Origin of the sequence: Aggregicoccus sp. 17bor-14 (assembly GCF_009659535.1) — a bacterium.
Classification (GTDB): domain Bacteria; phylum Myxococcota; class Myxococcia; order Myxococcales; family Myxococcaceae; genus Aggregicoccus.
Genome location: NZ_VJZZ01000003.1, coordinates 415,302 through 440,554 on the forward strand (window position 1 = coordinate 415,302; position 25,253 = coordinate 440,554).

The 25,253-nt window shown below is 73.8% G+C and carries 22 protein-coding genes; 10 read left to right on the plus strand and 12 right to left on the minus strand.

Going from position 1 to position 25,253, the window contains the following annotated elements; all coding sequences use genetic code 11:
• Window positions 1-145: 145 nt before the first annotated feature.
• Complete coding sequence (locus tag FGE12_RS08245; RefSeq protein WP_194797698.1) at window positions 146-319, minus strand: hypothetical protein; 174 nt, start codon at window positions 317-319, stop codon at window positions 146-148.
• Window positions 320-787: 468 nt separating this feature from the next.
• Here FGE12_RS08245 and FGE12_RS08250 point away from each other — a divergent pair, with 468 nt between their 5' ends.
• On the plus strand, window positions 788-2,071 hold the full coding sequence (locus FGE12_RS08250; protein WP_153865840.1) for a glycoside hydrolase family 1 protein: 1,284 nt from the start codon (window positions 788-790) through the stop codon (window positions 2,069-2,071).
• A 10-nt stretch (window positions 2,072-2,081) separates the two neighbouring features.
• On the opposite strand, the gene dusB is transcribed toward FGE12_RS08250, so the two are convergent.
• Window positions 2,082-3,092, minus strand: a complete 1,011-nt coding sequence (dusB, locus tag FGE12_RS08255) for a tRNA dihydrouridine synthase DusB (protein WP_153865841.1) — start codon at window positions 3,090-3,092, stop codon at window positions 2,082-2,084.
• A gap of 95 nt (window positions 3,093-3,187) precedes the next feature.
• Between dusB and FGE12_RS08260 the strand changes: the two genes are divergently transcribed.
• Entirely contained in the window at window positions 3,188-4,624 is a 1,437-nt protein-coding gene (locus FGE12_RS08260; protein ID WP_153865842.1) for a site-2 protease family protein, read from the plus strand.
• Between the two features lie 92 nt (window positions 4,625-4,716).
• Window positions 4,717-5,763, plus strand: a complete 1,047-nt coding sequence (locus FGE12_RS08265; protein WP_153865843.1) for a fatty acid desaturase — start codon at window positions 4,717-4,719, stop codon at window positions 5,761-5,763.
• Window positions 5,764-5,806: 43 nt separating this feature from the next.
• Here FGE12_RS08265 and FGE12_RS08270 read toward each other — a convergent pair whose 3' ends face one another.
• Complete coding sequence (locus FGE12_RS08270) at window positions 5,807-6,271, minus strand: response regulator transcription factor (RefSeq protein ID WP_153865844.1); 465 nt, start codon at window positions 6,269-6,271, stop codon at window positions 5,807-5,809.
• A 276-nt stretch (window positions 6,272-6,547) separates the two neighbouring features.
• On the opposite strand from FGE12_RS08270, the gene FGE12_RS08275 reads away from it, so the two are divergent.
• Window positions 6,548-7,093, plus strand: coding sequence for a hypothetical protein (locus tag FGE12_RS08275; protein ID WP_153865845.1), 546 nt, complete (start codon window positions 6,548-6,550; stop codon window positions 7,091-7,093).
• 644 nt (window positions 7,094-7,737) lie between these two features.
• On the opposite strand, the gene FGE12_RS08280 is transcribed toward FGE12_RS08275, so the two are convergent.
• Together FGE12_RS08280 and FGE12_RS08285 are read right to left on the minus strand one after the other, a co-directional pair.
• Window positions 7,738-9,132 carry a sugar transferase gene (locus tag FGE12_RS08280; RefSeq protein WP_228530646.1) on the minus strand — a complete coding sequence of 465 codons (1,395 nt, stop codon included), beginning with the start codon at window positions 9,130-9,132 and terminating at the stop codon, window positions 7,738-7,740.
• Between the two features lie 179 nt (window positions 9,133-9,311).
• A complete protein-coding gene (locus tag FGE12_RS08285) occupies window positions 9,312-10,610 on the minus strand; it encodes an amidohydrolase family protein (RefSeq protein ID WP_153865846.1) in 1,299 nt (432 codons plus the stop codon).
• A 241-nt stretch (window positions 10,611-10,851) separates the two neighbouring features.
• On the opposite strand from FGE12_RS08285, the gene FGE12_RS08290 reads away from it, so the two are divergent.
• The 3 genes from FGE12_RS08290 to FGE12_RS08300 all read left to right on the plus strand — a co-directional run bounded on the left by FGE12_RS08290 (window position 10,852) and on the right by FGE12_RS08300 (window position 12,722).
• Complete coding sequence (locus tag FGE12_RS08290) at window positions 10,852-11,607, plus strand: carbohydrate deacetylase (protein WP_153865847.1); 756 nt, start codon at window positions 10,852-10,854, stop codon at window positions 11,605-11,607.
• Between the two features lie 141 nt (window positions 11,608-11,748).
• Window positions 11,749-12,291 carry a hypothetical protein gene (locus tag FGE12_RS08295; RefSeq protein ID WP_153865848.1) on the plus strand — a complete coding sequence of 181 codons (543 nt, stop codon included), beginning with the start codon at window positions 11,749-11,751 and terminating at the stop codon, window positions 12,289-12,291.
• Complete coding sequence (locus FGE12_RS08300) at window positions 12,288-12,722, plus strand: hypothetical protein (protein WP_153865849.1); 435 nt, start codon at window positions 12,288-12,290, stop codon at window positions 12,720-12,722. The genes FGE12_RS08295 and FGE12_RS08300 overlap by 4 nt, the downstream gene beginning before the upstream one ends.
• A 24-nt stretch (window positions 12,723-12,746) precedes the next feature.
• Here the strand turns inward: FGE12_RS08300 and FGE12_RS08305 are convergent, their stop codons facing one another.
• Window positions 12,747-13,979, minus strand: coding sequence for a DnaJ family molecular chaperone (locus FGE12_RS08305; protein WP_153865850.1), 1,233 nt, complete (start codon window positions 13,977-13,979; stop codon window positions 12,747-12,749).
• A 75-nt stretch (window positions 13,980-14,054) separates the two neighbouring features.
• Complete coding sequence (locus FGE12_RS08310) at window positions 14,055-15,932, minus strand: ATP-binding protein (RefSeq protein ID WP_153865851.1); 1,878 nt, start codon at window positions 15,930-15,932, stop codon at window positions 14,055-14,057.
• Between the two features lie 192 nt (window positions 15,933-16,124).
• Here FGE12_RS08310 and queF point away from each other — a divergent pair, with 192 nt between their 5' ends.
• Window positions 16,125-16,598 carry a preQ(1) synthase gene (queF, locus tag FGE12_RS08315; RefSeq protein ID WP_153865852.1) on the plus strand — a complete coding sequence of 158 codons (474 nt, stop codon included), beginning with the start codon at window positions 16,125-16,127 and terminating at the stop codon, window positions 16,596-16,598.
• Between the two features lie 9 nt (window positions 16,599-16,607).
• Here the strand turns inward: queF and FGE12_RS08320 are convergent, their stop codons facing one another.
• Both FGE12_RS08320 and FGE12_RS08325 read right to left on the minus strand, forming a co-directional pair.
• On the minus strand, window positions 16,608-16,823 hold the full coding sequence (locus FGE12_RS08320; RefSeq protein ID WP_153865853.1) for a hypothetical protein: 216 nt from the start codon (window positions 16,821-16,823) through the stop codon (window positions 16,608-16,610).
• Between the two features lie 26 nt (window positions 16,824-16,849).
• On the minus strand, window positions 16,850-17,854 hold the full coding sequence (locus FGE12_RS08325) for a serine/threonine-protein kinase (protein ID WP_153865958.1): 1,005 nt from the start codon (window positions 17,852-17,854) through the stop codon (window positions 16,850-16,852).
• Window positions 17,855-18,080: 226 nt separating this feature from the next.
• Here FGE12_RS08325 and FGE12_RS08330 point away from each other — a divergent pair, with 226 nt between their 5' ends.
• Window positions 18,081-18,302 carry a hypothetical protein gene (locus FGE12_RS08330; RefSeq protein ID WP_153865854.1) on the plus strand — a complete coding sequence of 74 codons (222 nt, stop codon included), beginning with the start codon at window positions 18,081-18,083 and terminating at the stop codon, window positions 18,300-18,302.
• Between the two features lie 9 nt (window positions 18,303-18,311).
• On the opposite strand, the gene FGE12_RS08335 is transcribed toward FGE12_RS08330, so the two are convergent.
• Window positions 18,312-19,019: a hypothetical protein gene (locus tag FGE12_RS08335; RefSeq protein WP_153865855.1), complete on the minus strand. Its 708-nt coding sequence runs from the start codon at window positions 19,017-19,019 to the stop codon at window positions 18,312-18,314.
• 113 nt (window positions 19,020-19,132) lie between these two features.
• Window positions 19,133-20,641 (minus strand): methyl-accepting chemotaxis protein, encoded by a 1,509-nt coding sequence (locus tag FGE12_RS08340; RefSeq protein ID WP_153865856.1) that lies wholly within the window; start codon window positions 20,639-20,641, stop codon window positions 19,133-19,135.
• 373 nt (window positions 20,642-21,014) lie between these two features.
• Here FGE12_RS08340 and FGE12_RS08345 point away from each other — a divergent pair, with 373 nt between their 5' ends.
• Entirely contained in the window at window positions 21,015-23,018 is a 2,004-nt protein-coding gene (locus tag FGE12_RS08345) for an AAA family ATPase (protein ID WP_194797700.1), read from the plus strand.
• On the opposite strand, the gene ppk1 is transcribed toward FGE12_RS08345, so the two are convergent.
• Window positions 23,015-25,183 carry a polyphosphate kinase 1 gene (gene ppk1 / locus FGE12_RS08350; protein WP_370458918.1) on the minus strand — a complete coding sequence of 723 codons (2,169 nt, stop codon included), beginning with the start codon at window positions 25,181-25,183 and terminating at the stop codon, window positions 23,015-23,017. The two genes, FGE12_RS08345 and ppk1, sit on opposite strands and share 4 nt — an antisense overlap.
• Window positions 25,184-25,253 lie beyond the last annotated feature (70 nt).

Genomic DNA, 25,253 nt, shown 5'->3' on the forward strand with positions numbered 1-25,253 from the left:
TCTCTCCTTCCTCTGCCCTGAGCACCCGGGAGGGGGGGCGAAATTCCCCTGCGGGACAGGGCCGCGGAAATGAAAACGGCCCGGCGTTTCCGCCGGGCCGTTCTCAAGGGCTCTCCGTGAGGAGCGCCCTGCGCTGAAGACCCAATTACATCGCAGGGGTCGCAGCGGCCTTCTTGGCGGCCGACTTGCGAGCGGTCTTCTTCTTCGCGCCGCCCTTCTTCGCAGTGGTCTTGCGCGCGGTCTTCGCGGCAGCGCCCTTCTTGGCGGTGGTCTTCTTCGCGGTGGACTTCTTCGCGGCGGTCTTCTTCTTGGCGGCCATGCAAACCCTCCGTTGTGAGTTGCCTCCACTCGCAAACGCGAGTGAGTGCTTGAGCGCGTCAGCCGCTTGGGAGCGACTGAGTGCTTGACGTGAATGGTAGGGATGCGTAGCGCGAGTGTCAACGATCACTGATGCAGCGCACACGCGCGCGAGGCCGATTTTCCGCATCCGCGCGCGTTTCGAGGGTGCGTCGAGCGCTTCGCACCCCTCTGGAGCAATCGCTGCGGAGGCTGAAAATCGGGCCTCCGCGCGTTCGCGAGCGCGCGCGTTCAGCAGCGTGCATCTGCAGTGCGACGAGCCTGTAGCGCCTGCGCGAGAAGTGCGCACGAGCGCGACCTGCGCGCGTGAGCGATGCGCTCGCGAGCGCATTTCTCCTCGGAGAAACGCCTCGAGCCCGCACGCGCGAGCTCCGCGCACGCGAGCCGCGGCGGCGCTGCAGCTGCGCTACGCCTGCGCTACGAAGGGCGCATGCCGAGCGAGACGACCCGCTTCCCGGACCCCTTCACCTTCGGAGTGGCCACCAGCGCCTACCAGGTGGAGGGCGGAATCGAGAACGACTGGAGCGCGTGGGAGCGCGCGGGGCGGCTGAAGGAGCCCCACATGCGCTGCGGGCGCGCGGTGGACCACTGGCGGCGCTACCGGGAGGACTACCGGCTCGCGCGCGAGGTGGGCGCGCGCGCCTTCCGCCTCTCGCTCGAGTGGGCGCGCATCGAGCCCGAGCCAGGACGCTTCGATGGAAGCGTGCTCGAGGGCTACCGCGAGCGCCTCCTCGCGCTGAAGGCCGAGGGCCTGCGGCCCGTGGTCACCCTGCACCACTTCACCCACCCCACCTGGTTCCACGCGCGCTCGCCCTGGCACCGGCCCGAGAGCATCCCCGCCTTCCGCGCCTACGCGCGGGTGTGTGCGCGCCTGCTCGAGGGGCTGGATGCGCTGGTCATCAGCTTCAACGAGCCGATGGTGCTCTTGCTGGGCGGCTACCTGCAGGGACTGATGCCTCCGGGGCTGCAGGATGCGGCCGCCTGCATGCAGGCCCTGGAGAACCTGGTGCGCGCGCACGTGGCGGCGCGCGAGGAGCTGGGGGAGGTGCTGGGGAGGGTGGAGCTGGGCATCAGCCAGAACCTGCTCGCCTTCGCGCCGGACCGGCGCTGGCACCCGCTCGACCGGGCGCTCGTGCGGCTCGGGGCCCATGCCTACAACCACGCCCTGCTCGAGGCCCTCTCCACCGGGAAGCTGCGCGTGAGCATGCCGGGCGTGGCGAGGGCGCGCGCGGACGTGCCGGGGGCGCAGGGCAGCTGCGCTTTCGTCGGCGTGAACTACTACACCCGCGCGCACCTGCGCTTCCTCCCGCAGCGCCCCTTCCTCGCGTTCCGCTTCAAGGACCCGCGCGGCCGCGGCCTCACCGACATCGGGTGGGAGCAGCACCCGGAGGGGCTGGGGCAGCTCTTGCGCGAGGTGCAGCGCTACGGCCTGCCCATCTGGGTGACGGAGAACGGCATCGATGACCGCACCGGCACGCGCCGTCCCCATTACCTCCACGCGCACCTCGCCCAGGTGCTGGGCGCGCTCCGCGACGGCGTGGACGTGCGCGGCTACCTCCACTGGAGCCTGCTCGACAACTTCGAGTGGCTCGAGGGCTGGGGGCCGCGCTTCGGGCTCTACCGGGTGGACTTCGACACCCTCGAGCGCCACGCGACGCCCGCGTGCGGCTACTTCCGGCAGGTGAGCGAGGGTCGCGTGCTGGTGGCGCCGTGAACGGGCGCGCTCAGCCCAGCGCGGCGCGGTAGTCCACGTCCTGCTCCTCCAGGGTCGTGGGGTCCGCCTCGGTACTCACGAAGAAGCGGCGCACCGCGTCCTCCACGGCCTCCGCGCTCTCGAGCGCGTTGACCTCGGCGCGGAAGGTGGCGGCGCCGCGCAGGCCGTGCGCGTACCAGGCCAGGTGCTTGCGGAAGCTGCGCACCGCGCCCACCGGGTCGCCCACGAACTCGAGGTGGGCCGCCAGGTGGGCGAGCACCGTGTCGCGCCGCTCCTCGGGGCTGGGGCCCTCGCCGCCCGTGAGCTCGCGGAAGATCCACGGGTTTCCGAGCGCCGCGCGCCCCACCATCACGTAGTCGCAGCCGGTGGTCTCGCGCATGCGGTGCGCGTCCGCCACGCTGCGCACGTCCCCGTTGCCGATGAGCGGCAGCGTGGGGAAGTGCCGCTTGATGTCGCGGATGCAGCTCCAGTCCGCGCTGCCCGCGTAGCCCTGGTCGCGGGTGCGCGGGTGCAGCGCGAGCGCCGCGACGCCCGCCTCCTGCAGCACCTCCGCCATCTGCAGGTAGTTGCGGCTCTTCGCATCCCACCCGGAGCGGATCTTCGCCGTGACGGGCAGGCCCGTGGCGCGCGTCATCTCGCGCACCAGGGCGGCCGCGCGGTGCGGCTCGCACAGGAGCGCGCTGCCCGCCCCGTTCTTGGTCACCTTCTTCACCGGGCAGCCCATGTTGATGTCCAGCAGCTGCGCGCCGTGCGCCTTGCCGAGAATGGCCGCCTGCACCATCGCCTCCACGTCCCCGCCGAAGATCTGCAGGCTGTAGGGCCGCTCCACCTCGGGGTCGAAGCGCAGGTAGCGGAGCGTGCGCGCGTTGGCGCGCATCAGCCCCTGCGCGCTCACCAGCTCGGTGGGGCAGAGCGCCGCGCCCATGCGGAAGGCGATGACGCGGTAGGGCCGCTCGCTCACCCCCGCCATGGGCGCGAGGATGTACGGGTTGGGCAGGGTGTAGGGACCGATGGGCAACATGCGTGAGAGGTCCGCCCTATACCCCAGCGAGGTTCTTCCTGCAGGGGTCAACGGCTCGCCTGCGCGGCTGCACCCGGGGGGTTAAGGTCCTCCGCATGTTTCGCTTCCGACTCGGCCCCATCCCGGTGGAGGTCCAGCCCAGCCACCTCATCTTCTCGGCGCTGCTCGCCTACCAGAGCGTCCCGCGCGGCCGCTTCGCCGCACAGGGCTGGCCCTTCGAGGGCCTCACCTCCAGCGCAGATCCGGGCTTCGGCCGCGCGGTGCTGGGCTACGTGCTCGCCTGGATGTTCATCGTCTTCGTCTCGGTGCTCGTCCACGAGCTGGGCCACGCCGTGGTCAGCCGGCTCTTCGGCTACCAGCCCACCATCGCGCTCGCCTGGCTCGGCGGGCACACCCAGCCCAACGCCCCGGGCCCCATCCCGTGGAAGCGCGACTTCGCGCTCACGCTGGCAGGTCCCCTCTTCGGCCTCGCGCTCGGCGTGGCGAGCTACGCCGGGCTGAGGGTGCTGCACGACCCGGCCGGCATGGCGGCCTTCCTGCTGCGCTACGGCATGTTCGCGAACTTCTACTGGGCGGTGCTCAACCTCGTCCCCATCCTGCCGCTGGACGGCGGAAGGCTCGCGCTCGTGCTCAGCCAGCGCGTCTTCGGCGCGGTGCGCGGCTTCACCCTCGCGCAGGGGCTCGCGCTGCTGATGGCCGTGCTCGCGGTCTTCGTCGGGCTGCGCACCGGCTCCTTCTTCCTCGTCGTCATGTTCGGGCTCTGGGGCTTCCAGGCCCTGCAGGCGCTGCTCAGCCTGCGCCGGCGCGCAGAGGCCCCGGCGCCCGAGGACCACCCGCTCGCCCGCCCGCTGAAGGAGGCCCAGGAGGCCCTGCGCGCGGGGCACCTGGAGGAGGCGCGCCGGCTCGCCGAGCCGCTGCTCTCGCCGGAGTCCGGCGCGGGGCTCGACCTGCGCAGCCGCGCCCACCACCTGCTCGGCTGGGTGTGCATCAAGGAGGGAAAGGGGCGGGCCGCGCTGGACCACTTCTCCCAGGTGGGCGGCAGCGGCCGGCCGGTGGAGGCGCACGCGCTCGCCGCGGCCTTCAGCCTGGCGGGCGACGAGGCGCGCGCCCTCTCGCTGTGGGAGCTGGCCTGGCGCGAGAGCGGGGACCGCACGGTGCTGCACGAGTACGCGGGCAGCCTCATCCGCGCCGAGCGTGCGGGCGAGGCCCTGCGCCTGCCCGGGGTGGACCCGGCCGCCGCCTTCGCCTGCGCCGAGCGGGTGCTCTTCATCCGGGGCGCCTACTCGGAGGCGGCGAGCGTGAGCGAGGCGGCCCTCACCCACGCCCCGCGGCCGGACATCGCCTACGACGCGGCGTGCGCCTACGCCCGCGCACGCAACGTGCGTGACGCGCTGCGCCTGCTCGAGCGGGCGCGCGAGCTGGGCTACCGCGACGCGGCCTACGCCGCGAGCGACGAGGACCTGCTGCCGCTGCACGGCGAGCCCGCCTTCGAGAGCTGGCTGACAGCCGTGCGCCAATCCGCGAGCGGCTGACAGGGCCGTGACACGCGAGGGTGTTGATGGGCGGTGAGGCTGAGCAGCTTGCCCGGCTCCACTCCTTCCGCACCTGTCGCCTCGAGGCCCGCATGGATTCCGCCGTCTCCGCCCCCGCCGCAGCCCAGACGGGGCGCGCCCCCGACGAGAAGATCAACTGGCTCGCGTCCATCCCGTTCATCGGGGTGCACCTGATGTGCCTCTTCGTCCTCCAGGTGGGCGCGCGGCCGCGCGACGTGGCGGTGTGCCTGGGGCTCTACGTGCTGCGCATGTGGGGCATCACCGCGGGCTTCCACCGCTACTTCAGCCACCGCTCGTTCAAGACGGGGCGCGTGTTCCAGTTCATCCTCGCCTTCGTGGGCACGCTGTCCACGCAGAAGGGCGTGCTCTGGTGGGCGGCGCACCACCGCCACCACCACCGCTACTCGGACGCGGAGCAGGACATCCACTCGCCGGTGCAGAAGGGCTTCTGGTGGAGCCACGCCGGGTGGATCCTCTGCGACAAGTACGGCGCGACGAAGCACGACAGCATCAAGGACTTCGGCCGCTTCCCCGAGCTGCGCCTGCTCAACCGCTTCCACCTGGTGCCGCCCGTGGCGCTCGCCGTGGCGCTCTACTTCATCGGCGGCTTCAGCATGCTGGTGTGGGGCTTCTTCGTGTCCACCACCCTGCTGTGGCACGGCACCTTCACCATCAACTCGCTCAGCCACGTGTTCGGCAAGCGGCGCTACAAGACCACCGACACCAGCCGCAACAACTGGCTGCTCGCGCTCATCACCCTGGGCGAGGGCTGGCACAACAACCACCACTACCACCAGAACACCGCCAACCAGGGCTGGTTCTGGTGGGAGGTGGACCTGAGCTACTACTCGCTCAAGGTGCTCAGCTGGTTCGGCGTGGTGAAGGATCTGCGCGTGCCCAGCGAGAGCGTGAAGTACGCCCACCTGCGCTACACCCCCGAGCAGCGCGCGGCCCTGGACGCGAGCACCTCGTACTGGAGCTGGGGCAAGAAGAACGCCCAGGCCGCGGGCGAGCGCGTGCGGGAGGCCTTCCACACGGCGAAGGACGCCGCGAAGGATGCCGCCCAGGCCGCGAGCGAGAAGCTGCCCGCGCCGGCCCCGGCGCTCGAGCGCACCTGACGTCCGCTCCCCCGCGGGGCCTGCTGTAGCGGCCCCGCGCGCCTCAGCGCACGAGCGCGAGGCGCGGCGCGCTGCTGGTGCTGCTCGCACCGAGCGCGGGCACCGGGCGCGCGCTGCGCACGGCCGCACCGCGCAGCAGCGTCTCCACGCGGGCGCGGAACTCCGTGAGCCCGAAGGGCTTGGAGAGGAAGGCGTCCGCCCCGGCCTCCAGCGCCTCGGCGCGGTCCTCGGGCAGCACGCGCCCGCTGATGACCAGCACCGGGACGTTGCGGTGGGCCTCGGCGCTGGAGGCGCGCAGCGCCTCGCACACCTCGTAGCCGGACACCTGCGGCAGCACCAGGTCCAGCACCACCAGGTCCGGCGCGCGGCGCGTGAGCTCCTCCAGCGCGGCCCGCCCGTCGGCGGCTTCCCGCACCTCGTGGCCCAGCGCCTCGAGGCAGCGGCGCAGGGCACTGCGCACCGCGGGGGCATCCTCCACGAGCAGTACGGTCTTACGAGACTGCGTCATCTCCACTCCCTGCCTTCGCGGGCTGCAGGCCCAGAGTCGGCCGCCTGATCCCGCAGCCCAAGGTAGGGAGGCACTCCGCCGATGCAAGTGCGCCTATCCGACACCGCGGCGAGCACCGGGTCCTAGCCCTCCGGTGCGCCCCCGCGCGCGCCGCAGGCAACGGGTGCGCGCGGGTGCGCGCCTGCGGCACCCCGGGGCACATCGACGCAGATTGCGCGGCCTTGCTCAGCGTTGGACGATGCATAGGTTGGCGCACGACCGAGGTCCGCCCGCTCCGTGATGTCACCGCTCCTGCTCACCACCGCTCCCTCCAGTGCCGCACCCCGGACGCCCGGCAGCGCGCCGCAGAGCGCCGCCGTCGAGACGGCAGCGGTCGCGACCGCGGCTGCACCCGCGCGCTCCTCCGAGGCGCTGCTCGCGCTGCAGCAGGTGTGGACGCGCGTGCGGGCAGCGGGCGCCTGGCGCTCGCTGGTGCTGGTGAGCCCCGGCGGCTCGCTCCGGGCGCACGCAGCCGCCGAGGCGCTGGTCCAGGCCGCCTCGCTCTCCTACCCCGTCGAGGCGCTGCAGCTGCTCGATGCGCGGGGCCTCTCGCTGGAGAGCTTCACCGCCTGGCGCGAGGCGCACGCGGCGCAGCTCGCGGGCGGCGCGCGCTCGCTGCTGGTGGTGGATCCGCCGCTCGAGAGCCCCGCCGCGCTCGCGCTGGTGCACGGCGCGCAGGCCGCGCTCCTGTGCAGCGCGCTCGGCGACGACCTCGAGGCCTCGCGCCGCACGCTCGCGCTGTGCGGCCGCGAGCGCTTCCTGGGCAGCGTGCTGCTGCCCTGAGGCGGCGCGCGCCCGTGTCCTCCTGAGGCAGGTCGGTTGCGGCTCCGCGAGGCCGTGCCGTCAGCGACGCGCTCGGCTCGCGGGACGCGCGAGAGTGGCGCGAGCGGCACGGCCTCGAGCCGGAGAGGCCGGGAGGGAACGGGGCTTCTCTGAGTGGGAGAAGCCGTCCACGACGTGCGGGACGGCTGTCTCGAAAGGAGACGCCCCTCCCGGGCGCGGACCGGCGCGTGATGCAAAAAGGTAAAATCCTATTTTACGTTTTTGCGCGCCGCGGGCCGCCGCTCCCGAGCGTGCCCACACGCAGAGTGAAGGGCCCGGCCCGGAGCCGGAGAGCGCTCGCGTAGAACGGGCGTTTCGCTCCACGCGAGAGCCCCGCGCGGGCGGCCGTGGAAGGAGGCTTCGGTCCTGGCGGTGCGCCGCGAGGGGCTCGCCCTCATGCACGCATCGCCAACGTGTCACCCCTGAGCGACGCATCGCTGGCGACGCCCCACCGCGAGCGGCCGCAGCGCTCCGTCACCCTTTCGGTCCCGACGCCCCTCCAGGCCCGCGGAGCCCGTGCAGGGGTGACGCACGCGAGCACAGGCACTGGCCGAGCCTCTGTGCGCTGCGCCCCGGGTGTCATGCCGGCGCAGCACCCGCAGCGCTCAGCTCGCGCCGCGCCCGGTGAGCACCACCGGCACGGTCTTCAAGATGAGACCGATGTCCTGCGAGAGGCTCCAGTGGTCGATGTAGCGCATGTCCAGGTACATCCACTCCTCGAAGGAGATCTCGTTGCGGCCGCTCACCTGCCAGATGCAGGTGAGGCCGGGGCGCACGGAGAGGCGGCGGTACTGCCAGGCCTCGTACTGCGCGACCTCCTTCGGGATGGGCGGGCGGGGCCCCACGATGCTCATGTCCCCGCGCAGCACGTTGATGAGCTGGGGCAGCTCGTCGATGGAGTGCTTGCGCAGGAAGCCGCCCACGCGCGTGATGCGCGGGTCCTTCTTCATCTTGAAGACGGGCCCCGCCTGCTCGTTGAGCGCGAGCAGCTTCTCGCGCAGCGCCTCGGCGTTGACCACCATGGTGCGGAACTTGAACATGTGGAACTGCCGCCCGTGCAGCCCCACGCGCACCTGCTTGAAGAAGATGGGCCCACGGCTGGTGAGCTTCACCAGCGCGGCCACCACCAGGAGCAGCGGCGCGAGCGCGAGCAGCGCGCTCGCGCTCACCACGATGTCGAAGAGGCGCTTGAAGGCGCGCGGCAGGTGGTGCGGGGCGTGGGTGACGTAGTGGATGTAGCCGTCGCGCGAGCTGCCGGGCAGCAGCGCCCGCGCGCGCCCCAGCCGGAAGGAGCAGGCCGGCAGCGCGAAGGGCACGCCGAGCCGCTCGCAGGTGCGGATGGCCGCCTGCAGCGCGTCCGCGTCCCGGGCAGCGTGGCCCGCGAGGTAGACCTCGCTCACCGGGCGGGTGCGCAGCACCTGCTCCAGCTCCTCGGCGCGTCCCAGCACCGGCACGCCCTCCACCGTGTCCGCGCGCGCGTCGCTCGCGAAGGCGAGGAAGCCCACCACGCGCCGGCGGGCGCGGGGGCGCAGCTGCAGGTCCTCCGCGGTGCAGCGCCCGAGCGGCCCCGCCCCCACCACCAGCACCTCGTCCAGGGGCTGCTCGCGCAGGGCGAGGCGGCGGAAGAGCAGCAGCCGGGGGGCGAGCACCATGGGCCAGAGCACCAGCAGCAGGTGGCTCACCGCCGGCAGCTCCACGTAGCCATCCAGGCTCACCTGCAGGAACCAGAGCACCACGGCGACCGCGAAGGAGAGCAGCAGCAGCAGCGCGCTCTCGTCCAGCGCCTCGCGCTCGGCCCAGGGATCGTAGTAGCTCACCACGAAGCTGCCGGCGCTCCACACCGCGAGCGCGAACAGCGTGAAGGCGCCCAGCTGCGGCCCGAGGTGGTCTCCCTCGAGCACCGCCGTCCCCACCGTCGCCAGCGTCACTGCCACCAGATCGTAGACCCGGTTGAGGGCCATGCTCAGCCCTGGCCGCCAGTCCGCACCGCTCGTCGCCATCCCGCCTCCCTGCACCTCGCCCGTGGGAGCGGAGGTAGGACAGGGGGGTGGATCACGGCAAGGGCGATGTACCGGGAGACAGGAAAGCTCCAGGATCTTTGGTCGCTGAAGGACGCTCGCCTGCTGGGCAGCAGGGCGCTCTGCTGCGGGTCGGACAGTGACCTGGTTCCGGGTACAGGTCAGGTCGGAGGGGGCGGGCGCTGCATGCGGCTCCACACGTGGGCCGCGGCCTCGCGCGCCTGATCCGCCACCACGTCCGGATTGACGGAGAGCGGACGGCGGGCCCACACGCGCCAGCCGCCCTCCACCATCACCGCCTCCACGTGGCGCGCCGAGAGGCCGAACACCACGTGCCAGGCGAGGTTCTCGGGCGCCATGGGGGTGCTGGGGCGGTAGTCGAGCACCATCAGGTCCGCCGCCGCGCCCGCGCGCAGCGGCCCCACGGGCAGGTCGAACACCTGCGAGGCGAGGCGGTGGCCGTTGGCGAGGTAGCGCAGCACGTCGATGGGCTGGCCGGCCTCGCGCGAGCGCAGGTAGGCGGTCTGGGCCTCGGCGAAGAGGTCCGCGCCCAGCGTGTCCGCGCCGAGGCTCGCGCGCGCGCCGAACTTGAGCGCCGGCGCGTAGCCCACCTCGTGGCCCATGTTCGAGCGCGGCGTGTGCACCACCCACGCGCCCGTGGTGAGCACCTGCGAGAGCTCGGGCCAGGCGAGGTGCCCCACGTGCGCGAGCACGCTGCTCGGGCCCAGCAGCCCCGCGCCCACCAGGCGCGACACCGGCGCGGCGCCGTAGCGCTCCTGCGAGAGCTTCTCGTCCAGCGGGTCCTCGGCGAGCGGCAGGTGGATGCCGCGCCCGGTCATGGCCACCGCGTGCGCGAGCGCCTGCAGCGCATCGTCCGCGAGGTAGCTCAGGGGCCCCGCGCCCACCTGGCCGCGGAAGCGCCCGCGCGCCTTGCGCGCGAAGGTGACCGCCTCCTCCAGCCCCTCCTCGCGCCCCTGTGGCCCGGCCGCATCCGTCACCGCGTAGGAGAGCACGCTGCGCACCCCCACCTCGTGCAGCGCGCGCGCCACGCGCACCAGGCTGCCGCCCACGGCGCGCGGCGAGCTGTGCAGGTCGAAGAGGCAGGTGGTGCCGCTCTGCAGGGCCTCGAGCGCGCCCGCCTGCGCCGCGGCCTGCACCGCGTCCAGGTCCAGCGCGCTCACGTAGGGCCACCACACGCGCTCCTGGTAGGCGCCGTAGCCGTCCGGCGGCGGCTGGGGCTGGGGCAGGCCGCGCGCGAGGTGCGCGTGCAGGCGGCTGTGCGCGCTCACCAGGCCGGGCAGCACCAGCTTTCCGGACAGGGCAATGACCTCGTCGCCCGGGCCGGGCTGCAGCTCCGGGGCGCGCTCCACGATGCGCTCGCCCTCGATGCGCAGGTCGGCGCGCTCCACCGTGGCTGGCTCCAGCTCGACGACGACGCCACCTTTGAGGACGGTGCCCAACGACCCTCCGGGGGAAAGGACAGGCTGAGCGCGCCCTGCCCGCCCCCGACGGTCAGAGCCCACGCGCAACGCCTCCGGACGTTAGCATCCCGACAGCCGCGCGAGGAGCCCGAGCGTGTGCGCCCGGAGGCAGCCCGGCAGGCGGGCGCAGCGCGCGCCGCCCCGGGGCGGCCCCGGGCCGGGCGGTGTGCCTGGACGCGCGCCGCCAGATGTGGCGTCCTGACCCGGAAAGGCCCTGCCCTTGCCCGCGCGCGCGCTCATCCTCAACGCCGACGACCTCGGCTACGACCCGGCCGTCACCCGCGGCATCCTGCGCGCGCTGCGCGAGGGCGTGGTCAGCAGCACCACCTTCATGGTCAACACGCCGCACTCCCTCGCCGCGGCGCAGCAGGTGCGCGAGGGCGGCGGCGCTCTTGCAATCGGGTTGCACCTGAACCTGGCGCGCGGCGCGCCGCTGAGCGCGGGCTTCCCGGAGCACCTGCTCTCGCGCGGGCAGCTGAGCGAGGCGCAGGCGGCGGCGCTGCCGCCCGAGGTGGTGGAGGCGGAGGCGCACGCGCAGCTGCAGCGCCTCGAGCAGCTGCTGGGGCGGCCGGCCACGCACGTGGACGTGCACAAGCACCTGCACCGCCATCCGGACGTGCTGCAGGGGCTCGCGAGCGCGGCGCGCGCGGCGGGGCTGCCGGTGCGCTCCATCGACCCGGCCATGCGCGCGGCGCTGCAGGCGCGCGGCGTGCGCACCAACGATCACTTCATCGGAGACGCGGGCGCCGAGGCCTACTGGACCCTGGACGAGCTGGAGCGCCGGCTCGCCGCGCTGCCCTCAGACGGCGTGGTGGAGCTGATGTGCCACCCGGGCTACGCCCCCGAGACGCTGCAGAGCGGCTACGCGCAGCAGCGCGAGGTGGAGCTGCACACCTTCCTGCACCCGCGGGCGCGCGCGCTGCTCGCCGGCGCGGGCGTGCCGGTGGCGGACTTCCGCGTGCTGCACGCGGCCTGAGGCGCGAGGGCGCCCTCGTCCCCGGGTCCACCCCTCGCGTCCGGCGGCCAGCAATGCGGCGCGCGAGCGCGCACTGGGCGACGCTCCGGGTGCGCGGTGAGGTGGGGCCTCGCTGCGGGCGGTGACTATGTCCTCCCGGCCATGAACACCCACTCGCGCGTCCTGCCGCTCGCCGCGGGGCTCCTGCTCGCGGCGCACGCCGCCGCCTGGGCACAGCCGCTGCTCCCCCCTGCCCCCCGCGCTCCGGCGCCGGCTTCGGTGCCGAGCGCGGCGCTGCGCGCGGACCCACCGGTGAAGCGCCCGCTCACGAAGCAGGAGCGCGAGGTGATGCGCCGCCGCAACCTCCGCCACATCGCCCTGCTGGGGGTGTCGGTCGTTCTCGCCGGAGGAGGCCTCTTCTTCGGCGCGCGCTCCAAGAACACCCACGAGGAGGCCCTGAAGGAGGCCTACCAGGTGGCCGCCTACGACAAGCTGGTGGAGGCGAGGCGGCAGGCGATCATCGCGGACCTCGCCTTCGGTGGCGCCGCGCTCTCGCTCGCCGGTGCCGCGGTGAGCTACTTCTTCTTCCGCAGCCCGCCCCCGCCTCCGGAGACGCCGTCCCCGCAGGCGTCGCCGGAGCAGCCCTCCTCTGGCCCGCCCCCGCCGCTCGAGCTCCCGCCGCCCCCGCCAGGAGGCGCGCGATGAGCGGCCCGCGCCGCGGCCGCCGCATCACCGGCCTCGCCTCGCTGCAGCTCGCCCTGCTGCTCGCGCTGGGCGCCTGCAAGCCGGTGGACCCGCACGAGGAGCTCACCAAGGTCCCTCCCGTCTGCATCGGCAACGGCCAGTGCGCCCCGGGCTTCACCTGCATCGAGCAGGTCTGCTACCTGCTCCCGGGCGAGGCCTGCAACGACGCCTTCCAGAACCTGCCCTGCAAGCTGCGCGAGGGCGTGTGCGCGGGCGCCCTGCGCCCCTGCGTGGACGGACTCGTGGCGCAGCAGTGCACGGAGGCGGACTACGGCCCCGACTACGAGCTCGAGGAGACGCGCTGCGACGGGCTCGACAACGACTGCGACGGGCAGGTGGACGAGGGCAGCGACGGCGGCCTCTGCCCGCCGGTGCCCGACGGAGGGCCTTGAGCGGGACGTCCGGGGCTCAGCGCCTCAGGGCCCCCGGGCGCGCAGCTGCTCCCACGCGAGGTTGAGCCGGCGCGTCTCCTCCAGCGCCAGCGCCTGCAGCTTCGGCCCCAGCTGCGCCACCTTGTCCGGGTGGTACTGCGCAACGAGCGCGTGGTAGGCGCGCCGTACCTCGGCGAGCGGCGTGCCCGGCGCCACGCCCAGCACCTCCCACGGGGAGAGCGGTGCCTCGGCGTGCGCGTCGCCGTGCCCCCCTGAGGCTTCGTCCGGAGCTTCGTCCGGAGCTTCGTCCGGAGCCTCGTCGCGCGCCGCGTCCGGCGCCTCGTCCGGCTCCTCGTCCGCAGCCTCCTCGGCCTCGTCCGCGCCGCCGCCCTCGGGCTCCTCCTCCAGCGGCGCGGCGGCCGTGGCGCCGAGGCGCTCGGCGCAGTCGGCGCACAGGAGGGAGGGCTCCGCGGCATGGGGCAGGAGCCACTCGGAGAAGCACCCGTCGCACACGAGGAGGCGGCAGCCCTCGCAGCGCGCCGCCGCGTCCGCCTGCGCGAGCGAGGCAGCGCAGGCGGCGCAGGCCTCGGGCAGCGGGGCCTCCTCGCCGCACGCCGCGCAGCAGGCCCAGTGCGGCTCGAGCAGCGCCTCGCACGCGCTGCAGGCGAGCGCCGGTGCCGCCTCGTCCTCGGCGGGCCAGCGCTGCGGCTCGCCGCACCACGGGCAGTGGGGCATCTGCCACCCGACGCTGCCGCCGCAGCCGCGCGCGTCGCATGCGTAGTCCAGCGCGTAGCCTCCCGCGGCGTCGCCCGCGGGGTGGTGCTCGCCGAAGGACTCACCGCACGCGAAGCAGGCGTTGAAGTCCGCGTGCGAGGGCGCGCCGCACGCATCGCAGCGAGGGTCGTCCCCCTCGGGCTCCCAGCGCGACGGCTCGCCGCAGTCCGGGCAGTGCAGCATCCAGCGCACCCGCCGCGCGTGCGGGCAGGCGCGCCGCCGCGCGCGCTGGCGGTGGCCCGCGGGCTCCTCGCAGGGCGGAGGCTCCCCTCGCGCCAGCGCGCGCGCGTAGAGGCACGCCGCGCACGCGAGGCCGCGGCGGCGCGCGGGGGCGGCGCTGCGCAGGGCGGTGGCTGCCGCCGGCGCCTCGAGCAGCGCGGGGCGCAGGCAGGCCTCGCACACGCGCTCGGCGCACAGCGCGCACGCGGTGGACGCGAGGCGCCGGCCGCCCAGCCCGAGGAAGGCAGGCTTCAGCGCCTCGAGGCAGCACGGACACGCGGACATGCGCGCGAGGATACCTGCTCCACCCGGGCGCGCACGTTCGCGACCGCGCGCCCGCACCCGGGGTGCGGGCGCGCCTCAGTCCTGCGAGAAGGACGCGCCGAGCTGCTGGCGCACCGCGCGCGCGAGCTCCTCGGCGCGGTAGGGCCGGGGGCAGAGGGGCGCGGCGGGGCCGGCCCAGCCGGGGCGCTCGGTGCCTGCGAGCAGCAGGGGCACGGGGCGCGCGCGCGGCAGCGTGGCGAAGGTCTCCAGGAACACGCCCGCCTGGGTGGGCTCCGCGCTCGCGCTCAGGAGCACCAGGTCCACCGCGCCGGTGGCCGCCTTGCGCAGCGCCTCGGCGCCGTCGCGGGCGACGAGCACCTCGTAGCCCTGCGCGCGCAGCACCCGCTCCGCCTCGGCCTCCTGCTCCCGGTCCTCGTCCAGCAGCAGCACGCGCCGGGGCAGCGCCGCCACCTCCACCGCCGGGAGCCGCGGCAGCGTGAGGGTGAAGGAGGCGCCGGCGCCCTCGGTGCTGGTGAGCGCGAGCTCGCCGCCGTGCATGCGTGCGATGGAGCGGCTGATGAAGAGCCCCAGCCCGAGGCCGCCGAAGTTGCGGTGGCTCGCGTTGCGCGCGCGGTAGAAGCGCTGGAACACCTGGGACTGGTCCGCGCCCGGGATGCCGATGCCGCGGTCGCGCACGCGCAGGCACACGTCGCCCTCGCCCCCGGTCCCGTCCGGAAGCGCCCCCACCTCCACCGCGATGGGCTCGGCCGCGGGGCTGTACTTGTGCGCGTTCTCCAGCAGGTTCACCAGCACCTGCTCGAGCCGGTCGCGGTCGCCCTGCACCCAGAGCCGCTCGGCGGGCACCGCGAGCGTGATGCTGCGGCCGAAGGCGTGGCGGAACTGGTCCACCACCTCGGCGACGAGCTGCGCGAGCTCCAGGGGCGCGCGCTGCAGCGAGAGCTTGCCCAGCTCGAGGCGGCTCGCGTCCAGCAAGTGGTCCACCAGCCCCGCGAGCCGGTCCACCTGGCGCTTGCACTTGAGCACCGTGGAGAGCTCCACGGGCTGGCCCGCGGCGAGCCGGCGCTCCATGCCCCAGAGGCTGAGCTTCAGCGGGGTGAGGGGCGTCTTGAGCTCGTGGCTCGCGATGGACATGAACTCCTCGCGCACCTTGAGGGCGCTCTGGGCCTCGCGCAGCAGCCGCGCGTTCTCCACCGCCACCGCGAGCTGCCCCGCCGCGGCGCTCCACAGGTCCAGCTCGCGCACGCTGAAGGCCGTGCCCTGCGCCTTGTAGAGCAGCAGCAGCCCCACCGTGCGGCCCTGGGCCACCAGGGGCAGCGCGGCGAAGAGGCAGCCCATCGCATCGCCGTAGCCGCGCTGGATGCCGATCTGCGGCTGCCCGGTGGCGAGCGCCTTCTGGAACGCGTCCGCCTCGGGCTCGAGCGGGGACTCGGGCGCGGCCCCCGGCGCCGCCAGGTCGCTCACCGCCACGCGCCGCAGGCCCTGGCCCGCCTCCGAGAGGTAGACCTCGGCGCGCTGCACCTGCGCGCAGCGCACCAGGGCGATGACGGCCGCGGCGCACACGCTGTTGACCTCCAGCGTCTCGCTCACCGCGCGCGCGATCTCCTGCAGCGCGCGGCTGAAGGCCACCTCGTCGTCCACGCCGCTGGGCTCGAGGACCAGCAGCGCGCCGCCGCCCTCCGCCGCCCCCACCGGCTGCACCTGCACCCGCACCTGGCGCAGCGCGCAGGTGAGCACGTGCCCCGCGTGCGCGCGCCCCTCGCGCACCGCGTGCTCCAGCGCGTCGCGGCCGCGCCCCTGCTCGAGCGCATCCAGCAGCGCGCCGCCCACCTCCAGCACCACCCCCGTCTTGCGGGTGAAGTCCGCCTCCACCCAGGTCACGTTCAGCCGGCCGTCCACGCGCAGCACCGCCTGGGGCAGCAGCGGCAGCAGGCGCGAGAGGTCCGAGTGGGGCATGGCAGGGGGGGCCGGGGGAGGCGGGGCGCTGGGGCAGAGGACAGCGCGTTCCCCCGGCCGCGGCCAGGGCCGCCGGGCAGCGACGTCCGCCCCTCGACAGGCGGGGCAGACAGGCAGCCGAGGGGAGCGCAGGGAGCCTGGAAATCTCCAGCCGCGCGCGCCTCCGGATGCCCTGTGGTAAACGCCCGCGCCATGCCTTCGCAGCGTCAGCCCCAGACCGTGACCCAGCCCACCAAGGAGCTGCAGGTCTTCCCCAACCCCAACCCCGAGCGCGACTACGAGATCACCTTCGAGTGCCCGGAGTTCACCTGCCTGTGCCCGCTCACGGGCCAGCCGGACTTCGCGAGCTTCGAGATCCGCTACGTGCCGGACCAGCTGTGCGTGGAGTCCAAGAGCCTCAAGCTCTACCTCTGGAGCTTCCGCAACGAGGGCGCCTTCCACGAGAAGGTGACCAACGACATCGCGAACCACATCATCGAGGCGGTGGACCCGCGCCACCTCACCATCGAGGGCACCTTCTTCGTGCGCGGCGGCATCACCACGCTGGTCACCGTGCGCCACGACAAGGCGGGGCGTGCCGCCTCCGCCCCGCGGCCCGCCTCAGCCAAGCGCCGCGCGCCGGTGGCGCTGCCCGGCCGCGGCCGCCTCGTGAAGGCCGGCCGCTAGCGCGCGCGCCTACTGCCCGGCCGGCGCGTCCGAGGCGGTGCGCTGCAGCGCCTCGTCCGCGCGCTGCTGCGCGCCCGTCTCGATGCGCGAGGCCGCCTCGCGCACGTTCTGCAGCTGCCGGGTGGGCACCTCGGGGGACGCGGCGGGCGCGCGCGTCTCCAGCCCGTAGTGGGCCACGGTGAGCACCGCGGCGAGGGCAAGCACGAAGAGGACGACCTTGGCCACGGGGCCTCCGGGTGGGGACTGCGGGGTCAGTGCTGCAACAGCGTGTGCACCAGCGGCAGCCACTTTGCCTGGGTGGCCCAGAGCCCGGTGCCCGCGCCGCCCAGGGCGAGCAGCGCGGCCGTCCACTTGAGCCGGCGCAGCAGGCGCTTCACGCGCCCGCGGCCCTCGAGCCGCTTGAGCTCCGCCTGGGTGAGGTGCGCGAGCGCCTCGGTCTCGGTGAGCTTGCCGCGCTCGCGCAGGAAGGCGACGAGCAGCGCCGAGTGGCTCACCTTCACCGCGCGCACCAGGTAGGCCTCGAGCGCGCGGCGCATGGCGGCCGCGTCCGCGTAGCGGTCCTTGGGCTTCGTCTGCATCGCGCGGCGCACGATCTCCGCGAGCTCGCGCGGCACGTGCGGGGCCACCTTGGAGAGCGGCAGGTAGTGGCCGTCGCGCACGCGCGCGAAGACCTCGCCCGCGGTCTTGCCCTGGAAGGGGCGCGCGCCGCTGAGCGCCTCGTAGAGCAGCACGCCCAGCGAGAAGAGGTCGGTGCGCCCGTCGATGGCGCCGCCCGTCACCTGCTCGGGGGACATGTACGAGGGCGTGCCCACCGCGAAGCCCTGCTTCGTGAGCGCCTCCAGCCCCGCGTCCTTCGCGATGCCGAAGTCCATCAGCTTCACCTCGCCGGACTTGGTGAGCATCACGTTGCCGGGCTTGAGGTCGCGGTGGATGATGTGGCGGAAGTGCGCGTGGTCCAGCGCGCTCGCGATGCGCGCGCCCACCACGGCCGCCACCTCGGGCGAGAGCGCGCCCTCGCGGATGAGCCCCTGCAGCGTGGGCCCGTCCACGTACTCCATCACCATGAAGGGCAGGTCGTTCTTCTCCACCAGGTCGTAGAGCGTCACGATGTTCTGGTGGCGGAAGGCGGCGAGCGCGAACGCCTCGCGGCGGAAGCGGCTGAGGGCCTCGCGGTCCGCGAGCACCTCGGGCAGCAGCTCCTTGATGGCCACCTCGCGCTGCAGCCCCTCGTGCAGGCCGCGGTACACCAGGGCCATGCCGCCGCGGCCGAGCTCACCCAGCACGCGGTAGGCGCCAATCTTGCGATGCTTCGTCTGTCGTTCGGGAGCGGCCACGCGGGCCGCAGGCTACAGGGAGTGGCGCCGGCAGGTCGACCCCGCTGCCCCGTGTAGGCAGATGAAGGCGCGCGTCCGCAGCAGGCGAGCGGGCCCGGCGCCACCCACTCCTCACGCGCGCACGCGTTGGCTAGGGTTCGCGCCCGCCATGAAGACCTCTCTCAAGACGACCCTCCTGCTCACCACCACCACCGCTGCGGCGCTGCTGCTCGGCGGCTGCTCGAACCACCGCTGGAGCGAGGTGGGCCGCTCGCGCCAGTCCGTGACGTCCTCCTCCTCGAGCAAGGAGTGCAAGCCGAGCCAGTACTGGGACGGCGAGACCTGCCGCCACAAGGGCAAGGGCAAGGGCGCGCGCAAGCACGACGACTGACGCCGCGCGCTACTTCTTCGGCGCGGGCGGCGGCGCACCGCCGCTGCCGCCCTGCGTGCGGTCGTCCTTCGCACCGAACAGCTCGCGCAGCTCCTGCGCGAAGCCATTGTCCTTCACCCCCTGGCGCGCCATCGCGGCCATCACCGCCGCGAGCGTCTCCTTGTCCGAGAGCAGCAGCGCGCTGATGCGGTCCTTGCGCTCGCGCATCGCCTGCAGGAAGGCGCCCTGCGCCTCGGGGTGACGCCCCAGCGCGTCCACGATCGCCACCATGGTCGGCACGAGCGCCTCGGGGCGCGCGAGCACCGTGTCCGCCACGAGCCCGGGGCGCTGCATCATCGCTCCGGCCATGGCCTTGCGCGCCTCGGGCGCGTCCTTCGAGGCCTCGAGCAGCTGCACGAAGACCTCCGCGAGCGACTTGGGCTCCTTCACCAGGTGCCGGGCCATGAGCGCGGCGAACTGCGGGTCGTCCAGGCCGCTCGCGCTCACCGTGAGGAAGCGGTTGAGGCTCGTCTTGTGGTTGATCATCAGCTTGAACATCTCGTCCACGTACTCGGGGTTCTCGTCGAACACGCGGATGGTGGCCTCGAGCGCCTGCTTGCGCTGACCCTCGTCCTCGATGGCCGTGGAGATGAGGGACTTCTTCTGGGCCGTGGTGCAGCCCGTGGCGAGCGCCGCGAGCAGCAGCCCCTGCAGCACCCGGCCTGCCGTCCTGTGCACGCGCTCCCGCATGCCGCATGGGTAGCCACCCCCGCGCACCGCCGGCACCCCCTCCCGCCGGCCAGGCTGCTGCGCCGGGCCGCCAGACGGGCCGCCGAGCCCCGCGAGGAGGCTCAGGCGCGCGGGGGCGGGGAGGCCTGGGGCAGCAGCCCCTGCAGGTCGGTGGAGAGCCCGGCGAGGCGCGACACGGTCGTGGCCACGTCGGTGCTCATGCGCGCGTGCGCCTCCACCAGCGCGCGCAGCCGCGCCCCGGCCTCGCTGATGGCGGCGGTGTCGCGCGCCTGGCGGCCCGCCTCGTCCACGCTCGCGTGCGAGTCCGTGCTCTGGCGCCCCACGATGCCCTGGATGGCGTTGAGCGTGCCGCGCGCCGTCTCCAGCAGCGGCAGGAAGCGCCCGGTGGTCTCCGAGATGTGCTCCGCGGAGGCGAGCGCCTCCTGGATGTGCTGCGCCATGCGACTCACCAGCCGGCCCACCTCGGAGCTCTTGCGGCCGCTCTCCGCGCTCAGCCGGCGCACTTCCGCCGCCACCACCGAGAAGCCGCGCCCGTGCACGCCCGCGTGCATCGCCTCGAGGCCCGCGTTGAAGGCGAGCACGCTGGTCTGCGCGGAGATCTCCCGGATGACCTCCACGAACTGCAGCGCGTCCGTGGAGTAGCCCTCGAGCCGGCGCACGCTGGTGGTCGCGCTCTTCACCGCCTCCTCCACCGCGGCCATGCCGCCGGTGAGCGCCGCCACCAGCTGGTCGATGTCCCCGGTGTGCCGCTGCGCCTCCTGGCTGTGCTCGGCGCTCGTGCGCGCCTGCTCCGCCAGCGCATCCGCCGAGCGCGCGAGCCGCTCGCCCGTCTGCGCGATGCGCTCGGCCTCCTGGCGCAGGTCCGAGGCCTGCGTGCTCAGCGCGCGCGTGGTGCCGTCCAGGTCCTGCGCGGAGCCGGCCAGCAGCCCTCCGGCCTCGGCCACCTTGGTGCGCGAGGCCTCGAGCGAGTGCAGCGTCTCGGTCACCTGCGCGCGCAGGTAGAACTGGCGGCGGTGGCCCTGGAAGTGCGCCTCGAGCACGAAGTAGATGGACGCGTACGTCGCCAGGCCTGCGAGGTCGAAGGCCAGGGCGTTGATCGAGCTGGCCTTGCCCGACCCCAGGTCCAGCCCCAGGTGCGCGAGGAACATCAGCGCGGCGTAGGACTGGCGCCCGCGCCGCCCCACCGGCAAGAGCGACAGGCCCGCCATCGCCGCCAGCACGAAGTAGAGCGCGTGGATGGCCGTGCCGTTGAGCCCCTGGACGTAGAAGGCCGCCTCGTTGCCCACGGCGAACAGCGCCGTGAACCAGAAGGCGCCCCGCATGAGCGCGCGCCCGCGCACGACGTACGAGAGCGCGATCCACGCGAGCGGGATGAGCAGCAGCGGGAGGCGCACCAGCGCCGCCTCCCACGCCGTCATCGCCAGGGGGTGCATCCCGGCGCGCACGTAGAGCAGGTCCAGCGCGAGGCACCCCACCCCCGCCGCGAAGCCATCCAGGCAGATGAGGCGCACGCGCCGGGGCGCCGCCCGCAGCAGCGACTCGCGGTAGGCCGCGCGCGCGGAGGGCTGGGACGGCAGAGTGCTCGGCGGCGGGCCCTGCAGGATGCTCATCGGGGACGTTCATCTACGCGGCCCTCCAGGCGCCGGCAATGTGGGCCTGCGCGCTCCCGGTGTGCGCTCTCTCGCCCAGCAGACAGGTTCGCCCGGCTTGCCCACCTCTCCCTTCACCCGCGGGGCCGCCGCCCTCCGCGGTGCGAAGCGCGTGGAGCTCCCCGGCGTGGGGCACCCCCGGGCGCGCGCGGATGGGGGTTCCTCGCGCCGCTGCCGCACATTGCCTCACCTCGCTGCGCTCCTCGCCTCCACGAGGCCTTGCGCGAGGATCCCGGACCCATTTCAATTCGGGACTTCCGGTGTGGTGCCGGTAGGAAAATGCCGTGAGGTTGCGGGCCGTGAGGCCTGCCGTTGCACAGGGAGCGGGGCACTCGTGGAGAGCGTGAATCTGGGCTGGCGCCTGCAGCTGCTGGGCGGCGTGGTGCTGCGCGGGGCAGGGACCGAGCTCACCCCGGAGCGCAAGACAGCGGGCCTGCTGGCCTACCTCTGTTTCGAGGGCCCCACGCCGCGCGCGCGGCTCGCGCAGCTCCTGTGGCCCGAGTCCGAGGAGCCCACGGCGCGCAACAACATGCGCCAGCTGCTGCGCCGGCTGCGCGTGGCCACGGGCACGGACCTGGTGGAGGGCCGCGACATCCTCGAGCTCACGGGCGTCGGCGAGGTGGACGCGCTCGCCTTCGAGGAGGCGGTGGAGGACGGGCGCAGCGTGGCGGGGCTCGCGCTGGAGGGCACGCTCGAGGGCGAGCTGATGGGCGCCCACGACTACTCGGACCTGCACGAGTTCGACGCCTGGCTGCAGCGGGTGCGCGAGCGCATGGCGGCGCTGCAGCGGCGCGCGGCCGGCCGCGAGGTGGAGCAGCTGGAGCTCGCCGGCGAGTACTCGCTCGCGCTCAGCCTCGCCGAGCGCATGCTCGCGCGCGAGCCGCACTCCGAGGACGCCTACCGCCGCCTCATGCGGCTGCACTACCTGCTCGGTGACCGCATCGCGGCGCTCGGCCTCTACGCGCAGTGCCGCGAGATGCTGAAGCGCGAGTACGAGGCGGAGCCCATGCCGGAGACGGCCGCGCTCGCGCGCGACATCGAGCGGGCGCGCGGCAGCGTGCAGAGCGTGCCGCGCCCCTCGCGCGCCGCGCTGCCCGCCACCGTGCTGCGCCCGCCGGTGCTCGCGGGGCGCGAGGCCGCGTGGCGCCAGCTCGAGGCCGCGTGGGAGGCCGGGCAGATGATCTTCCTCAGCGGCCCGCCGGGCATGGGCAAGAGCCGGCTCGCGCGCGACTTCGCCGCCACCAAGGGCGCCTACCTCGTGCTCGAGGGGCGCCCGGGCGACGTGCACGTGCCCTACGCCTCCACCTCGCGCCACGTGCGCCGCATGTACCAGCAGCGCCCGGATTTGGTGATGGAGCCCTGGGTGCGCCAGGAGATGGCGCGGCTGCTGCCCGAGCTGGGCACGCAGCCGCTCGCCATGGCGAGCGAGGAGGAGCGCATGCGCTTCTTCGAGGCGCACAACCTCTTCGCGCGCGCCTGCATGGAGGGCATCAGCAGCCAGGTGGTGGACGACCTGCAGTACCAGGACACCGCGAGCAACCTCATCGGCGCCTACACCTTCGCGGGGCACTTCCCGCTCGGCCAGAACGGGCTGCCGCACGTCATCATCTGCTTCCGCTCGGGCGAGCTGCGCCCGGACGCGCTGGAGCAGGTGGACGCGCTGGTGGAGGCGGGCGTCGCCGCGCACGTGAAGCTGGAACCGCTCACGCAAGGCGAGGTCGCCACGCTGCTCGAGGGCCTGGGCATCGCGGGCCTCACCCGGCTCTCGGAGCACATCGCGCGCTACACCGGCGGAAACCCCCTCTACGTGGCGGAGACGGTGAAGCACCTGCTGGAGACCGGAGGCCTGGGGCGCGAGTGGCCCGAGCGCCTGCCGCCCCCGGGCAAGGTGGCCCCGCTCATCCAGCAGCGCCTCGAGCGCCTCAGCCGCCCCGCGCTGCAGCTCGCGCAGGTGGCCGCCATCGCCGAGTCGCGCTTCGAGCTGGAGCTCGCGGCGGAGGTGCTGGAGGTGGGCGCGATGGACCTGCTCCAGCCGGTGGAGGAGCTGGAGGCGGCGCAGGTGTTCCGGGGCGAGGGCTTCTCGCACGACCTGGTCTTCGAGGCGGTGCACGCGGGCGTGCCCACCACGGTGCGCAGGCTGATGCACCGGCGGCTCGCGCAGGCCTTCGAGCGGCGCAAGGCGCCTCCGGCCATCATCGCCCAGCACTGGCAGGCGGCCGGTGAGGAGCGCAGCGCCGTACCCTTCCTGCTCGAGGCCGCGGTCATCGAGGACAGCACCCTGCGCCACGACGAGGCCGCGCAGCTGCGCCGCCACGCCGCCCAGCTGGGCAGTGCCTAGCCCGCCGTCTGCGCCGCCACCACGCGCAAGCTCTCGCTCGGGGCCTCGGGCGCGGCCGCGTGGCGCAGCAGGCTCTCGATGGGCTTCTGGTCCTGGGTGCGGCGCGCGAGCTCCAGCAGCACCATCTGGCTGCGCACCGGCGGGCCCACCCCGTCCACCGGCACGTAGCGGCCGTCGCGCTGCAGGCGCCAGGCCTTCACGTTGTCGCGCATGGAGATGCCCAGCACCTCGTCCAGCAGGCGCGCCTTGAGCACCGGGTCCTCCACGGGGCTCATCGCCTCGATGCGCCGGTGGAAGTTGCGCGGCATCCAGTCCGCGCTGGAGATGTACACGTCCGTGCCCTCGCCCACGCCGAAGGCGAAGACGCGGCTGTGCTCGAGGAAGCGGTCCACCACGCTGGTCACCCGGATGCGCTCGCTCACACCGGGGACTCCCGGGCGCAGGCAGCAGATGCCGCGCACCAGCAGCTCGATCTCAACGCCCGCCTGGCTCGCGGCGTAGAGCGCGCGGATGACGGGCGGGTCCACCAGCGAGTTCATCTTCGCCACGATGCGCGCGGGCTCGCCCTTCTTCGCCCGCTCCGTCTCGCGGCGAACCAGGGTGAGCACCCGCTCTTGCAACCCCATGGGCGCCACCGCGAGCCGCTTCCACTGCGGGGCCACCGAGTAGCCGGTGAGCAGGTTGAAGAGCGCCGTCACGTCGTCGGCGATCTCCTGGCGGGCGGTGAAGAGCGAGAGGTCCGTGTACTGGCGCGCCGTGGTGGGGTTGTAGTTGCCCGTGCCCAGGTGCACGTAGCGGCGGATGCCGTTGCCCTCGCGGCGCACCACCATGGCCACCTTGCAGTGGGTCTTCAGGCCGATGAGCCCGTAGACCACGTGCACGCCGCTCTCCTCCATGCGCCGCGCCCAGGCGATGTTGTTCGCCTCGTCCAGGCGCGCCTTGATCTCCACCAGCACCGCCACCTGCTTGCCGTTCTCCACGGCGCGGCTGAGCGCGCGGAAGATGGGGCTGTCCCCGCTGGTGCGGTACAGCGTCTGCTTGATGGCGAGCACGTTGGGGTCGTCCGCCGCCTCCTCGATGAAGCGCACCACCGGGTCGAAGGACTCGTAGGGGTGGTGCAGGAGCACGTCGCGCGTGGCCACCACGCTGATGATGCTCTCCGCGTCGCGCAGCGCGTGGGGAACGGCCGGGGTGAAGCCCTCCACGCGCAGCTCGGGGCGCGGGTCCATGCTGCCCAGCGCCATCAGGTCGCTGGGCTGCAGGGGGCCGTGCACCCGGTACACCTCCTGCGGCAGCAGCTTGAGCGCCTGGGTGAGCTGCGCCTCGAGCTGGGGGCTCGCCGCCGCGTCCAGCTCCAGGCGCACGGCGGTGCCGCGGTCGCGCCGGCGCAGCTCCTCCTGGATGGTGGAGAGCAGGTCCTCGCTCTCCTCCTCGTCCACGTTGAGGTCCCAGTTGCGCGTCACGCGGAAGGTGGCGGTCTGGTCCACCGTGTAGCCGGGGAAGAGGTCCGTGGCGTAGAGCACCAGGAGATCTTCGAGCAGCAGGTAGGACTGGCCGCTCGCGCTCGGCAGCGGCACCAGGCGCCCGAGCACGCTGGGCACCTGCACCACCGCGAGGCTGCTCTCCTGGCCACTGCGCCGCCGCCGCTTGCCCTCGCGCCGCAGGAACACCGCCACGTTGAGCGACTTGTTGCGCAGGTGGGGGAAGGGGTGGCCCGGGTCCACCGCGAGCGGGGTGAGCGTGGGGAACACCGTGGACTGGAAGTAGGTGCGCGCCGCCGCCTTCTGCTCGGGCGTGAGGCGCTCGCGCGCGAGCAGCCCCACCCCGGCCGCCGCGAGCTTCGGGCACAGGTCCTCGCGCCATACGCAGTAGGCCCCGTCCACCATCCGGTGCACCCGCTCGCTGATGGCGTTGAGCTGGTCCGCCGGCAGCATCCCGTCCGCCGCCGTCTCCGCCACCCCGCTGAGCAGCTGCTGCTTCAGGCCCGCCACGCGGACCATGAAGAACTCGTCCAGGTTGCTGGAGGCGATGGCGAAGAACTTCAGCCGCTCGTACAGCGGCAGCGCCGCGTCCCGCGCGTCCTCGAGCACCCGCTCGTTGAAGGCGAGCCAGCTCAGCTCGCGGTTGATGAAGAGCTGCGGGTCGCTCAGGTCGGAGGGTTCCACGGGAGTCACGGAGGAGGAAGAGTCGGGCATGGAACGCTCTGCGTCACGTGACGGGGATGTAACAACCGCC